Raw genomic sequence first — 12444 nt, 5'->3', positions numbered from 1 at the left:
GGCGACTCCAATACTCCTTAAAAACAGTCAGACTCTCCCCTACACTGGGCGCATGCAATCCTCCCCTTCCGAGCACGGCACGCACAGCCCTGCCCCCATGGCAGGCGTGGCCGCGCCAGTGCGCTGGTGGCGCAGCTGGTGGCGCAGTCTTTCTCCCACGCGCCAGGACCGCTTCGCGGCGCTCGCCCCCCTCGCGGCCGTACTGATGTTCATGGCGGCCATCGTGGCCTCCTTCTGGTACCTGCGCATGGAGGAGATAGACCGCGAGAAGGAAGCGCTGCACCGCGACGTGGAATATGCCCAGCAACGCGTGCGCCTGCGCCTGCTCGAGCGCCAGGAGCAACTGATGCGCATGGCGCGCGACATCGGCAACCACGACTTGGGCGAGTCCGACTTCGCCAGCCGCGCCGAAGCACTCATCAGCCAGTACCCGGAACTGCAGTCCATCACCTGGATCGATGCACAGCGGCGCATCCTGGCCAGCCAGTCCGCCCCCACCGTGAGCAGCGAGCAGCTGCGCATCCCGCGTGAAGTGCTGCGCGCCGGAGACGCGCTGGAGGCCTACCAGCTCGCGCGCGAGATGCAGCAACCCATCTACGTGCAGGGACTGGCCCACAAGGGGGAAGCCGCGCCGCTGCTGCAACTGCATGTGCCGCTGGCACAGGACGGCCGCTACATCGGCGAGCTGCTGGGCGAGTACTCCATCGACAGCCTGCTGCGCTATGGAACGCCCACCGAAATCATGGCCCGCTACGCCATGACCATGCTCGACAGCCGGGGCCAGGTGCTGGCAGGCACGCCGCTGACGCCGCGCAAGCAGACCGCCACCGAACTGCTGCGCTGGCGCACCGTTGCCAACGAGGACGAGGCCCCCGTCGCTCCCGTTGGCAACAGCCTGGTGCTGCGTGCCCAGGCCTATCGCACCTCGCTGGGCGTGGTCGGCAGCGGCCTGTTCTGGCTGGTGGGTACGCTCAGTGCGATGACGGCCTGGCTGCTGCTGGCCACCTGGCGCCACACGCGCCGCCGCCAGCGCGCCCAGGAGGCCCTGGTCGCAGAGACAAACTTCCGCCGCGCCATGGAAAACTCCGTGCTCACCGGCATGCGCGCGCTGGACCTGCAAGGCCGCATCACCTATGTGAATGCCGCCTTCTGCCAGATGACGGGCTGGAGCGAATCAGAGCTGGTCGGCCAGATGCCGCCCTACTCCTACTGGCCCGACAACGACTACGACAACCTGCACTCCAAGCTGCGCGAAGAGCTTTCGGGCAAGACCATCGTCGGGGGCTTTCAGGTGCGCGTGCAGCGCAAGAACGGCACGCAGTTCGATGCGCGCCTGTATGTCTCGCCGCTGATCGACGCCCATGGCCAGCACACGGGCTGGATGTCGTCCATGACCGACATCACCGAGCCCAACCGCATCCGCGAGCAACTGTCCGCCTCCTACGAGCGCTTCACCATCGTGCTGGAGGCGCTGGACGCCTCGGTGTCCGTCGCCCCGCTGGGCAGCGCCGAGCTGCTGTTCGCCAACAAGCTGTACCGGCAGTGGTTCGGCTCGCAGACCGACGGCCACCTGCAGCTCGTCGCCCAGGCCGGCGTGCTGCCCGTGCGCTCGCAGCCGCAAGGCATGGACGACGAGGATGGCCTCATGGGCCTGCCCACCGACTCGCTGACCAGCGCACGCAGCGAAAACGCCGAGATCTACCTGCCGGAACTGGGCAAGTGGCTGGAAGTGCGATCGCGCTACCTGAGCTGGGTGGACGGCCGCCTGGCCCAAATGGTGATCGCCACCGACATCACGCCGCGCCGCCTGGCCGAGGAGCAGGCCGATCGCCAGGCCGAGCACGCCCAGTCCGTCAGCCGCCTGATCACCATGGGCGAGATGGCCTCCAGCGTCGCCCATGAGCTCAACCAGCCGCTGACCGCCATCAGCAACTACTGCAGCGGCATGCTCACCCGGCTCGAAAAGGGCACGCTGACCGAAGAGCAGATGAAGTTCGCGCTGGAGAAAACCGCCCACCAGGCGCAGCGCGCGGGGCAGATCATTTTGCGCATACGCTCCTTCGTCAAGCGCAGCGAGCCCAACCGCACCCTGGCCCAGGTCACCGACATGGTCAGCGAGGCCGTGGAGCTGGCCGGGATCGAGCTGCGCCGCCGCAATGTGCAGCTGACCTACCACGTGGCCGAGCGCATGCCGGCCATCATGGCCGACACCATCCTCATCGAGCAGGTGCTGGTCAACCTCATGAAGAACGGCGCCGAATCCATCGAGCAGTCGGGCCGCCCCAGCCACCAGCGCAATGTGGAGCTGCGCGTGGTACCGCGCACCATCGAGGACCAGCGCGTCATCGAATTCAACGTGCAGGACACCGGCAAGGGCCTGCCGCCCGAGGTGCTGGAACGCCTCTTCGAGGCCTTCTTCACCACCAAGAGCGAAGGCATGGGCATGGGGCTGAATCTGTGCCGCAGCATTGTCGAGTCCCACCAGGGCCGGATGCGTGCCGAGAACCTCTACAATGGTTCCGAGGTTGTCGGCTGCCGGTTTTCATTCTGGCTGCCGCTGGCCCCGCCGGGCGACGCGACAACGCCGGCAGCGACCATTGAACCCACAACAAGGACGATTGCATGAGCTTGATCCCGAAAAAAGGCACTGTGTACGTAGTTGATGACGACGAAGCGGTTCGTGATTCGTTGCAATGGTTGTTGGAGGGCAAGGACTATCGTGTGCGCTGCTTCGACTCGGCCGAGACCTTCCTCTCGCGCTACGACCCACGCGAGATCGCCTGCCTCATCGTCGACATCCGCATGGGCGGCATGACGGGCCTGGAACTGCAGGACCGCCTGATTGAACGCAAGTCCCCCCTGCCCATCGTCTTCATCACCGGCCATGGCGACGTGCCCATGGCGGTGAACACCATGAAGAAGGGCGCACTGGACTTCATCCAGAAGCCGTTCAACGAAGAGGACCTGCTGAACCTGGTCGAGCGCATGCTGGACCATGCCCGCGAAGCCTTTGCCGGCCACCAGCAGGCCGCCAGCCGCGACGCGCTGCTGGCCAAGCTGACCAGCCGTGAAGCCCAGGTGCTGGAGCGCATCGTCGCCGGCCGGCTGAACAAGCAGATCGCCGACGATCTTGGCATCAGCATCAAGACGGTGGAGGCGCACCGCGCCAACATCATGGAAAAGCTCAACGCCAACACCGTGGCCGATCTGCTCAAGATCGCCCTGGGCCAGGGCCAGACCGCTGCAGCGGCCAAGGCAGCCGTCGCCGGATAAGCCCAGACACCACCGCTTTTTTCAAAGAGCTGCTAGCGCTTGATCAACAAGCCCTAGCAGCATTTTTATTGGTATTCACTGCAATGACAGCCCAACTCATCGACGGCAACGCCCTCTCCCGCCAACTGCGTGCCGAAGTCGCCCAGCGCGCCACCGCCCTGAAGGCCCGCGGCACCATGCCCGGCCTGGCCGTGGTTTTGGTCGGCGACAACCCTGCCTCCCAGGTCTATGTGCGCAACAAGGTCAAGGCCTGCGAGGACGCGGGCTTTCATTCGGTGCTGGAGAAGTACGATGCCTCGATGACCGAGGCCGAACTGCTGGCCCGCGTCGAGGCGCTGAACAACGACCCCAGCATCCACGGCATCCTGGTCCAGCTGCCGCTGCCCGCACACATCGACGACCACAAGGTCATCGAGACCATTTCGCCGCTCAAGGACGTGGACGGCTTTCACGTGGCCAGCGCGGGCGCGCTGATGGTGGGTGAAGTCGGCTTCAAGGCCTGCACTCCCTACGGCTGCATGAAGATGCTGGAATCCATCGGCATGAAGGACCTGCGCGGCAAGCACGCCGTGGTCATCGGCCGCTCCAACATCGTCGGCAAGCCCATGGCCATGATGCTGCTGGCCGCCAATGCCACCGTCACCATCTGCCACAGCGGCACGGCCGATCTCGCCGCCATGACGCGCCAGGCCGACATCGTGGTCGCCGCCGTGGGCAAGCGCAACGTGCTGACGGCCGACATGTGCAAGCCCGGTGCCGTGGTCATCGACGTGGGCATGAATCGCAACGACGAAGGCAAGCTCTGCGGCGACGTGGACTTTGACGGCGTCAAGGAAGTGGCCGGCTTCATCACGCCCGTACCCGGCGGTGTCGGCCCCATGACGATTACCATGCTGCTGGTCAACACCATGGAGGCGGCCGAGCGCGCCGCCGGCTGACCAGGAGCTGACAAGCATCGGGCGGCTCCCCGGGGAGCCGCTTGATTTCAATGCACCCGACGGCATCTGACACGCATGAGCAATCCCCTCCTCGAATCCTCCGACCTGCCCCTGTTCGATCGCATACGCCCTGCCGATGTCGGCCCGGCCATCGATATCCTGCTGACCGGGGCCGCAGAGGCCCTGGAGACCGTCACGGCACCCGACTTTCCGGCGCGCTGGGATTCGATCTCGGCCGTGCTCGATGTCGCCACCGAGAAGCTGGGAACGGCCTGGGGCGCCGTCAGCCACCTCAACAGCGTGGCCGATACGCCCGAGCTGCGCGCCGCCTACAACGAGTCCCTGCCCAAGGTCACCGAATTCTGGACGCGCCTGGGTGCCGACGAGCGCCTGTACGCCAAGTACAAGGCCATTGACCCCGCCACGCTCAATGTCGAGCAGCGTGCGGCCTGGGACCATGCCATGCGCAACTTCGTGCTCTCCGGCGCCGAGCTGCGGGGCGAGGACAAGCTGCGCTTTGCCAAGATCCAGGAACGCTCGGCCGAACTGACGCAGAAGTTCAGCGAGAACGCGCTCGACGCTACCGATGCATTCGCCTACTACGCCACAGCCGAGGAGCTGGACGGCGTGCCTCAGGATGTGCGCCAGGCAGCCCGCTCCGCCGCTGAAGCCGAAGGCAAGCAAGGCTTCAAGCTCACGCTGAAGATGCCCTGCTATCTGCCCGTAATGCAGTTCGCGGCCAGCAGTGCGCTGCGCGAGAAGCTCTACCGCGCCTATGTGACACGCGCCTCCGACCAGGCCGAGGGCGATGCCATCCGCTTCGACAACACGGCCAACATCTCGGAGATCCTGGCCCTGCGCAAGGAAGAGGCGCAGTTGCTGGGTTACCGCAATTTCGGCGAGATTTCGCTGGTTCCCAAGATGGCGCATTCACCACAGCAGGTGATCGACTTTCTGCGCGATCTCGCGCACCGGGCCCGCCCCTATGCCGAGAAGGATGTCGCCGACCTGCGCGCCTTCGCACGCGATGAGCTGGGCCTGGCCGATCCCCAGCCCTGGGACTGGGCCTATGTCTCCGAAAAGCTCAAGGAGGCGCGCTATGCCTTCAGCGAGCAGGAGGTCAAACAGTACTTCCCTGCGCCCAAGGTGCTGGCCGGCCTGTTCAAGATCGTCGAGACGCTGTTCGACGTGGCCATCCGCCGCGACGCGGCGCCGGTCTGGAATCCCGCCGTCGAGTTCTACCGCATCGAGCGCAGCACGCCGCAAGGCCCCGAGCTGGTCGGCCAGTTCTACCTGGACCAGCCGGCGCGATCGGGCAAGCGTGGCGGAGCCTGGATGGACGATGTGCGTACCCGCTGGCTGCGCCCTGACAACCACAGGCTGCAGACGCCGGTCGCTCACCTGGTCTGCAACTTTGCCACCGGCGTCGATGGAAAGCCGGCCCTGCTCACGCACGATGACGTGATCACGCTGTTCCATGAAACCGGCCACGGCCTGCACCACATGCTGACCCAGGTCAACGAGCGCGACGTCTCGGGCATCGCGGGCGTGGAATGGGATGCCGTGGAGCTGCCAAGCCAGTTCATGGAGAACTTCTGCTGGGAATGGGAAGTGCTCAAGCACATGACCGCCCACGTGGACAGCGGCGAGCCGCTGCCGCGCGCCCTGTACGACAAGATGATCGCGGCCAAGAACTTCCAGTCGGGCATGCAGACGCTGCGCCAGATCGAGTTCTCGCTGTTCGACATGCTGCTGCATACCGAGCACGATCCGAAGGCAGACATCATGCCGCTGCTGGCCCGCGTGCGCGCCGAGGTGGCCGTGCTGCCGTCGACTCCTTACAGCCGCTCGGCCCACACCTTCAGCCACATCTTTGCAGGTGGCTATGCAGCCGGCTACTACAGCTACAAGTGGGCTGAAGTCCTCTCGGCAGATGCCTATGCGGCCTTCGAGGAAACCATGCTGGCCGATGGAACCCCCAACCCCGAGACAGGCCGCCGCTACCGTGAGGCGATTCTGGAGGCCGGGGGGGCCCGCCCGGCCATGGAGTCGTTCAAGGCCTTCCGTGGCCGCGAACCCCAGCTGGATGCGCTGTTGCGCCACCAGGGCATGGCCCAGGCCTGAGAGCCCGGCCCCAGGTCTGCAGCGCCCCGACGGGGCGCTTTTTCCTGGCCCGGCCACCCCATCGGATGCGCGCAGCCACATCCTGTGGCTCCAGAAGATGGCCCAGGATGAATGGCACGCTATGCTTGCAGGCACTCCTGTGCGGGCATCCATCCGACGAGTGGTGGCCCCCGGCACGAAACCCTTCTTCCGAAACCGAGATCGTCCATGCAGTCTTCTCCCAGCCTTGGCCGCGGCGCCCTGCGCCACCTGATGCCATGCCTCGCCCTCGTCTGCCTCGCTGCCGCGCTGCCGGCCAGCGCACAACAGGTCTACCGTATCGTCGGGCCCGATGGAAAAGTCACTTTCTCGGACCGCCCGGCCCAAAGCGCCCAGCAGCAAGCAGCGCCTGCCGCCCAGGCAGTTGCAAGCGCCTCGGACAGCAACGCCGGCCTGCCCTATGCGCTGCGCCAGATTGCTGACCGCTTTCCGGTGACGCTGTACTCCTCGTCCGATTGCGCGCCCTGCGATAGCGCGCGTCAGTTGCTGCAATCCAGAGGCATTCCCTATGCCGAGCGTCTGGTGCAGACCGAGGCGGACGCGGCAGCCCTGAACAAGCTCAGCGGGCAGACCGGACTGCCGTTTGCCACCGTCGGCAAGCAATTTCTTACCGGCTTCTCCTCCAGCGAATGGACGCAGTACCTGGATGCCGCAGGCTATCCCGCAAGCTCCCAACTGCCTGCCCAGTACAAGCGGCCACCAGCGCAGCCCCTGACCACACCCAAGCCTGCCGTACCGGCTGCATCAGCGCCCGCTGCGGCACCCACCGCCCAGGAACAGGGAAATAGACGCACCCCCATCCCCGCCCCTGCACCTGGTGCACGCACCAGCGACAACCCCGCAGGCTTGAGTTTCTAGGCAGACACTGCCGCAGTCAGGAGCCCGGCCGTGGATTCCATGCTGTCCGATGTGGTCTGGACCATGGCAAGGCTTGCCACGCTTGTCGGCCTGCCCGCGCTCATCGCGTGGACCCTGGTTGCCAGGCCTTCATGGCGCGAGCCTTTCAGGCTGGGCAGCCTGGTGCTTGTGCCTTGCCTGATCACGCTGTGGTTCATGCATGACGGAGGTCTGGGCAATGGCCTCAACCGTCTGGCCTACTACATGGCGACGGCTGCGTTCCTTGCCCTCTACACGGGGCTGGCGGCCATCGCCTTGCTCATACAGCGCTACAAAAAACAGCGCGCGCAAGCTTCGTTGCGCGCGCTGTGCCTGGGTGCATTGGCCCTGCTCGCGTGGATCACAGGCGCCGTGGCGTTCGAAAGCCTCGGCTAGCCGAGGCCGGAGGGCCTTCGCTCAATAGTTGAGCGTCTGCACGCCCTCGGGCGTGCCCAGCAGGCAGACCGATGCCTTCTGGTGCGCAAACACTCCCACGGTCACCACGCCGGGCCACTGGTTGACCTCGGACTCGAAGGCCAGCGGCTCGGCAATCTTCAGGCCGCGCACATCAAGAATGTGCTGGCCGTTGTCCGTCACCAGGGGCGCGCCGTCCTTCATGCGGATCTCGGCGCGACCACCCATAGCCTTGAAGCGGTTCGCAATCTGGGCAGCCGCCATGGGAATCACCTCCACAGGTAGCGGAAAGTCTCCGAGTACCTCGACGCGCTTGGAGGCATCGGCAATGCAGACAAAGCGCTCGGCCAGCGCAGCGACGATCTTCTCGCGCGTCAGCGCGGCGCCGCCGCCCTTGACCATGTAGCCGCGACCGTCGATCTCGTCAGCGCCGTCGATGTAGACCGACAGGCTGGCGACTTCGTTGGCATCCAGCACCTTGATGCCCAGCGCCTTCAGGCGCTCGGTGCTGGCCACGGAGCTGGACACGGCGCCCGGGATCTGGTCCTTGATGGTGGCCAGTGCATCGATGAACTTGTTGACCGTGGAGCCGGTGCCAACGCCGACGATTTCGCCGGGCACCACATAGGCCAGAGCGGCTTGCCCGACCAGGGCTTTGAGTTCATCTTGGGAAAAAGAGGCAGCAGATGTCGTCATGAGGGAAAATCCAGGTAATCCTTTGATTATCCCCATGTCTCTGATCCCCTACGCCCTGACCCGTCCCTTTCTCTTCGGCATGGACCCCGAATCCGCCCACGATCTCACGATGAACCTGATGGCAAAGGGGCAGAACACGCTCCTGCAGCAGGCGTGGGCACAGCCCATGGTGAGTGACCCTGTCGAACTGGCCGGCCTCAAGTTCCCCAACCGCGTGGGCATGGCAGCGGGTCTGGACAAGAATGCACGCTGCATCGACGCGCTGGCCGCCATGGGCTTCGGCTTCGTCGAGGTGGGCACCGTGACGCCCCGCCCGCAACCGGGCAACCCCAAGCCGCGCATGTTCCGCATTCCCGAACGCAATGCGCTGATCAACCGCCTGGGCTTCAACAACGAAGGCCTGGATGCCTTCCTGAGCAACGTCAAGCGCTCGCAGGCCCGCGCCCAGGGCAAACCCATGCTGCTGGGGCTGAACATCGGCAAGAACGCCACCACTCCCATCGAAGATGCCACCAGCGACTATCTCAAGGCGCTGGACGGCGTGTACCCGCATGCCGACTACGTGACGGTGAACATCAGCTCGCCCAACACCAAGAACCTGCGCGCCCTGCAAAGCGACGAAGCGCTGGACGCCCTGCTGGGTGCGATTGCCGAGCGCCGCGAGCAGCTGGCCACGCAGCATGGCAAGCGGGTGCCGGTGTTCGTGAAGATCGCACCCGACCTGGATGAAGAGCAGGTCGGCGTCATCGCCGCCACGCTGCAGCGCCATGGCATGGATGGTGTGATCGCCACCAACACCACGATCAGCCGGGAAGCCGTCAAGGGCCTGCCCCACGCGCAGGAAACGGGCGGCCTGTCCGGTGCGCCGGTGCTGGAGGCCAGCAACCAGGTCATCCGCCAGCTGCGCTCCGCCCTGGGCAGTCGCTACCCCATCATCGGCGTGGGCGGCATTCTCAGCGGCGAAGATGCCGTCAGCAAAATCCGCGCAGGCGCCGACGTGGTCCAGATCTACAGCGGCCTGATCTACCGAGGCCCTGCCCTGGTGCCCGAGACCGCACGCGCCATAGCCCAGCTGCGTTGAGGCTCGCGCCAGACAGGTGGCTGCCTGGCGTTTCGAGCCAAGGCAGCTGAGTCAAGACACAGCCAGTGCTGGCGCACTGAACGCTGAACGCGAAAACGCCCGGCATGCCGGGCGTTTTCTTTGGGAGAGAAGCAGGCTTCTCGGCCCTCAACCCCTGCGCTGCTGCCAGCGCAGGATCAGGGGCATGACGGTGGTGCCGAATCGCAGCAGCTTGCGCGGGCCCACCATCAGTGCGGCACCGGCCGCCACGGCCACGGCCACGGGATGCAGGCGCGCAAAGGTGATGGCACGTTCCACCAGCGGTGCATCGGGCTGCACCTGGGTGGCAGAGCGGCTCAATGCCCGGGCCTGGGCCACGGCCGCAGAGCGCGCCTTGAGGCGCTCGCGTTGCTGGGCAATGCGTTGCATCACCTGCTGCTGCTCAACGGTGGATGTGACCCAGAGCTCCGCATTGAGCCCCGTGGGCGCGGGTGGCGTGACAGCGTTGCGGGACGGGGAAGCGTTGGAAGCATCGACCATGGCTACAGCCTCTTCTTCAGCGCCTGCCAGTCCTGGCTCAGCTCGTTGCGGGTAAGGATGAAGGGGCGGGCCAGGCGGCGCACGGCAGCCAGCAATTGCCACAGGGCAATGGCCCAGACCGCCAGCCAGCCACCGCCCACCAGCCAGCCCACCAGCACGCGGTGCTCGGTGTCCCAGAACTGCACGAGCAAGGCCACCGACAGCGTGAGCATGACCACGACGCTGAGTCCAGCAAGCGCAATCAGCAGCACGACCACCGTCTGCATGCTGCGCTTGTGCTCGGCCCATTCAAGCCGCGCGAGGTCCGTGCGGTCTTCTGCGGCAATGGCCAGCTCGATCACGGAAGCGCGCCAGCGCGCCACCCAGGCATCCAAACCCAGAAGGGAAATCCAATTCACAGGCATCCTTTTCTGGTCAGGCATGCCGTTGATCAGCGACGACCCAGCAGGAAGCCCAGCAAGGCGCCCATGGCAAGGGCCGCGCCTGCAACGCGCCACGGCTCATCGTGGGCGTAGCGATCGGCAGCGTAGGCGGCATCCTTGGCCTGGCGGGCCGCTTCCTGCGCCGCACGCACCGCGGACTCACGCACATTGGACATGCCATCATCGATACGCTGGCGCAGCATATGGATTTCCGGCACGGCATCCAGCTCCTTGGCAGACAGCAGACCACGCAGGTCGCCGACCAGTTTTTCAAGATCGGCTTGTGCGGTGGAGACGGTGTCAGTGATCGATTTCGTCATGATGAGCCTTTCTATTGAGGTGAAAACAAATACAGCGGGGAGCAGGCAATCATGTCGCCCGATACCTGTCACGCAACATGGGCAAGGCCCTTGTTACATGCAAGCATCTTATCCAATTGTTCCGGGGCTTCCGGGAAGCGAGAGGGCCTGAGCCTTGTCAGACAAGGCCTGCCGTGGCCGTGTGTCGTGAACCGGCAGATCCTCAGGCCAGCAATTGCGCCACGTGCGCGCCAATGGCCAGGCAGCTGGTCAATCCCGGTGACTCGATGCCCAGCAGTTGCACCACGCCCGCAACGCCGTGGGTCTGAGGCCCCTGAATCACGAAGTCTGCGGCGGCCTCGCCGGGGCCGCTGATCTTGGGGCGGATGCCGGCGTAGCCGGGCACCAGCGCGCCATCGGCCAGACCCGGCCAATACCGGCGGATCTCTGCGTAGAAGGCGTCGGCGCGCACGGGATCGACCTGCAGATCACCTGGGCTCTCGACCCACTGCACATCGGGGCCGAACTTGGCCTGGCCACCCATGTCCAGCGTGAGATGCACGCCCAGGCCCGCCGCCTCGGGCACGGGATAGATCAGGCGCGAGAACGGTGCCCGCCCGGACAGCGTGAAATAGTTGCCCTTGGCATAGAAGGCCTGCGGAACAAACTGCTGCGGAAACCCCTGCAAACGGGCCGCCAGCAATGGCGCATAAAGACCTGCCGCATTGACCAGGGTGCGGGCCATCAGTTCCGTCCCATCGGCCGTGTGCAGCCACACGCCGCCTGGACGGATGGCTGCCTCCTGCACCTCGGCACGGCAGACCACCATGCCGCCTGCGTTTTCGAGATCGCCCTGCAGGGCCAGCATCAGTGCGTGGCTGTCGATGATGCCGGTGCTGGGGGAGTGCAACGCCGCCGCACAGTGCAGCGCGGGCTCCATGGCACGTGCCTCGGCGCCTTCAAGCCAGCGCAGGTCGTGGACGCCATTGGCTTCGGCCTTGCGTGCAATGGTCTGGAGCTGTCCGCGCTGCGCCTCATCCGTTGCCACGATGAGCTTGCCGCAGCGCTGATGGGCAATGCCACGTTCACCGCAGTAGGCGTAGAGACGCTGCCGGCCTTCGACGCACAAACGGGCTTTCAACGAACCTTCGGGATAATAGATGCCGGCATGGATGACCTCGCTGTTGCGCGAGCTGGTGCCCGTGCCAATGGCTTCAGCCGCCTCCAGCACCATGACCTCCCTGCCCTGCAACGCCAGCGCCCTGGCCACCGCCAGCCCCACCACGCCCGCCCCCACCACCACGCAATCGACCTGTTCGCTCATCTTGTCTGCCCTTTCGCCGTCCAGCAGCCGATTATCAGACGGCGTCAGACACGAATGCGCCACAGATCATCTGGACACATTGGAATTTCCAGGGCCTGAAAACCATGCACCGAGCGGAAATGAAAAAGCCCTCCTGAACAGATTTCAGGAGGGCTTGATTGGTGGGTGATACATGGATCGAACATGTGACCCCTGCCGTGTGAAGGCAGTGCTCTACCGCTGAGCTAATCACCCGCGAAGCCGGCTGCAAGGCCAACTTCTTTGGAAAAAACTGGTGGGTGATACATGGATCGAACATGTGACCCCTGCCGTGTGAAGGCAGTGCTCTACCGCTGAGCTAATCACCCGCGAAGCTGGCTGCTAGGCCAACCTCTTTGGAAAAAATGGTGGGTGATACATGGATCGAACATGTGACCCCTGCCGTGTGAAGGCAGTGCTC

At 65.1% G+C, this 12444-nt stretch carries 12 protein-coding genes and 2 tRNA genes; 7 read left to right on the top strand and 7 right to left on the bottom strand.

Translation table 11 applies throughout. The features are described 5' to 3' along the window. Window positions 1-52 precede the first annotated feature (52 nt). From DA1_RS13365 to DA1_RS13340, 6 genes are all read left to right on the top strand, one after another. Window positions 53-2626: a PAS domain-containing sensor histidine kinase gene (locus tag DA1_RS13365; protein ID WP_012205806.1), complete on the top strand. Its 2574-nt coding sequence runs from the start codon at window positions 53-55 to the stop codon at window positions 2624-2626. Then, the gene (locus DA1_RS13360; RefSeq protein WP_034394194.1) at window positions 2623-3273 is read left to right on the top strand and encodes a response regulator transcription factor; all 651 of its coding nucleotides are present in this window, start codon (window positions 2623-2625) and stop codon (window positions 3271-3273) included. The genes DA1_RS13365 and DA1_RS13360 overlap by 4 nt, the downstream gene beginning before the upstream one ends. An 83-nt stretch (window positions 3274-3356) precedes the next feature. Beyond that, window positions 3357-4211, top strand: coding sequence for a bifunctional methylenetetrahydrofolate dehydrogenase/methenyltetrahydrofolate cyclohydrolase FolD (gene folD / locus DA1_RS13355; protein ID WP_034394197.1), 855 nt, complete (start codon window positions 3357-3359; stop codon window positions 4209-4211). Window positions 4212-4286: 75 nt separating this feature from the next. After that, window positions 4287-6335, top strand: coding sequence for a M3 family metallopeptidase (locus DA1_RS13350; protein WP_034394199.1), 2049 nt, complete (start codon window positions 4287-4289; stop codon window positions 6333-6335). A gap of 207 nt (window positions 6336-6542) precedes the next feature. Next, a complete protein-coding gene (locus DA1_RS13345) occupies window positions 6543-7232 on the top strand; it encodes a glutaredoxin family protein (RefSeq protein WP_034394201.1) in 690 nt (229 codons plus the stop codon). Window positions 7233-7271: 39 nt separating this feature from the next. Continuing rightward, complete coding sequence (locus DA1_RS13340; RefSeq protein ID WP_230590974.1) at window positions 7272-7646, top strand: hypothetical protein; 375 nt, start codon at window positions 7272-7274, stop codon at window positions 7644-7646. A 21-nt stretch (window positions 7647-7667) separates the two neighbouring features. Here DA1_RS13340 and rpiA read toward each other — a convergent pair whose 3' ends face one another. Then, window positions 7668-8360 (bottom strand): ribose-5-phosphate isomerase RpiA, encoded by a 693-nt coding sequence (gene rpiA, locus DA1_RS13335; RefSeq protein ID WP_034394207.1) that lies wholly within the window; start codon window positions 8358-8360, stop codon window positions 7668-7670. Window positions 8361-8394: 34 nt separating this feature from the next. Here rpiA and DA1_RS13330 point away from each other — a divergent pair, with 34 nt between their 5' ends. Further along, entirely contained in the window at window positions 8395-9441 is a 1047-nt protein-coding gene (locus tag DA1_RS13330) for a quinone-dependent dihydroorotate dehydrogenase (protein WP_013802216.1), read from the top strand. Window positions 9442-9588: 147 nt separating this feature from the next. On the opposite strand, the gene DA1_RS13325 is transcribed toward DA1_RS13330, so the two are convergent. The 6 genes from DA1_RS13325 to DA1_RS13300 all read right to left on the bottom strand — a co-directional run bounded on the left by DA1_RS13325 (window position 9589) and on the right by DA1_RS13300 (window position 12352). Continuing rightward, window positions 9589-9960, bottom strand: a complete 372-nt coding sequence (locus DA1_RS13325; protein WP_012205814.1) for a hypothetical protein — start codon at window positions 9958-9960, stop codon at window positions 9589-9591. 2 nt (window positions 9961-9962) lie between these two features. Further along, window positions 9963-10382 (bottom strand): phage holin family protein, encoded by a 420-nt coding sequence (locus DA1_RS13320; protein ID WP_012205815.1) that lies wholly within the window; start codon window positions 10380-10382, stop codon window positions 9963-9965. Window positions 10383-10390: 8 nt separating this feature from the next. Further along, window positions 10391-10702: a DUF883 domain-containing protein gene (locus tag DA1_RS13315; RefSeq protein ID WP_012205816.1), complete on the bottom strand. Its 312-nt coding sequence runs from the start codon at window positions 10700-10702 to the stop codon at window positions 10391-10393. Window positions 10703-10904: 202 nt separating this feature from the next. After that, on the bottom strand, window positions 10905-12005 hold the full coding sequence (locus DA1_RS13310; protein WP_034394210.1) for an NAD(P)/FAD-dependent oxidoreductase: 1101 nt from the start codon (window positions 12003-12005) through the stop codon (window positions 10905-10907). Between the two features lie 159 nt (window positions 12006-12164). Next, window positions 12165-12239: transfer RNA gene (locus tag DA1_RS13305), tRNA-Val, on the bottom strand. 38 nt (window positions 12240-12277) lie between these two features. Next, window positions 12278-12352: transfer RNA gene (locus tag DA1_RS13300), tRNA-Val, on the bottom strand. Between the last annotated feature and the right edge of the window lie 92 nt (window positions 12353-12444).

It is taken from the genome of Delftia acidovorans NBRC 14950 (genome assembly GCF_001598795.1).
GTDB lineage: Bacteria > Pseudomonadota > Gammaproteobacteria > Burkholderiales > Burkholderiaceae_C > Comamonas > Comamonas acidovorans.
The sequence above is the reverse complement of the archived record's forward strand: the minus strand, read 5'-3'. Positions and strand labels throughout refer to the sequence as shown.

What these genes read in the sequence shown, in the direction of transcription:
- DA1_RS13310 (WP_034394210.1), bottom strand. Translation starts at nt 12,005, where the DNA reads ATGAGCGAACAGGTCGATTGCGTGGTGGTGGGGGCGGGCGTGGTGGGG.
- DA1_RS13325 (WP_012205814.1), bottom strand. Translation starts at nt 9,960, where the DNA reads ATGGTCGATGCTTCCAACGCTTCCCCGTCCCGCAACGCTGTCACGCCA.
- DA1_RS13330 (WP_013802216.1), top strand. Translation starts at nt 8,395, where the DNA reads ATGTCTCTGATCCCCTACGCCCTGACCCGTCCCTTTCTCTTCGGCATG.
- DA1_RS13315 (WP_012205816.1), bottom strand. Translation starts at nt 10,702, where the DNA reads ATGACGAAATCGATCACTGACACCGTCTCCACCGCACAAGCCGATCTT.
- DA1_RS13360 (WP_034394194.1), top strand. Translation starts at nt 2,623, where the DNA reads ATGAGCTTGATCCCGAAAAAAGGCACTGTGTACGTAGTTGATGACGAC.
- folD (WP_034394197.1), top strand. Translation starts at nt 3,357, where the DNA reads ATGACAGCCCAACTCATCGACGGCAACGCCCTCTCCCGCCAACTGCGT.
- DA1_RS13320 (WP_012205815.1), bottom strand. Translation starts at nt 10,382, where the DNA reads ATGCCTGACCAGAAAAGGATGCCTGTGAATTGGATTTCCCTTCTGGGT.
- DA1_RS13350 (WP_034394199.1), top strand. Translation starts at nt 4,287, where the DNA reads ATGAGCAATCCCCTCCTCGAATCCTCCGACCTGCCCCTGTTCGATCGC.
- rpiA (WP_034394207.1), bottom strand. Translation starts at nt 8,360, where the DNA reads ATGACGACATCTGCTGCCTCTTTTTCCCAAGATGAACTCAAAGCCCTG.
- DA1_RS13340 (WP_230590974.1), top strand. Translation starts at nt 7,272, where the DNA reads ATGCTGTCCGATGTGGTCTGGACCATGGCAAGGCTTGCCACGCTTGTC.
- DA1_RS13345 (WP_034394201.1), top strand. Translation starts at nt 6,543, where the DNA reads ATGCAGTCTTCTCCCAGCCTTGGCCGCGGCGCCCTGCGCCACCTGATG.
- DA1_RS13365 (WP_012205806.1), top strand. Translation starts at nt 53, where the DNA reads ATGCAATCCTCCCCTTCCGAGCACGGCACGCACAGCCCTGCCCCCATG.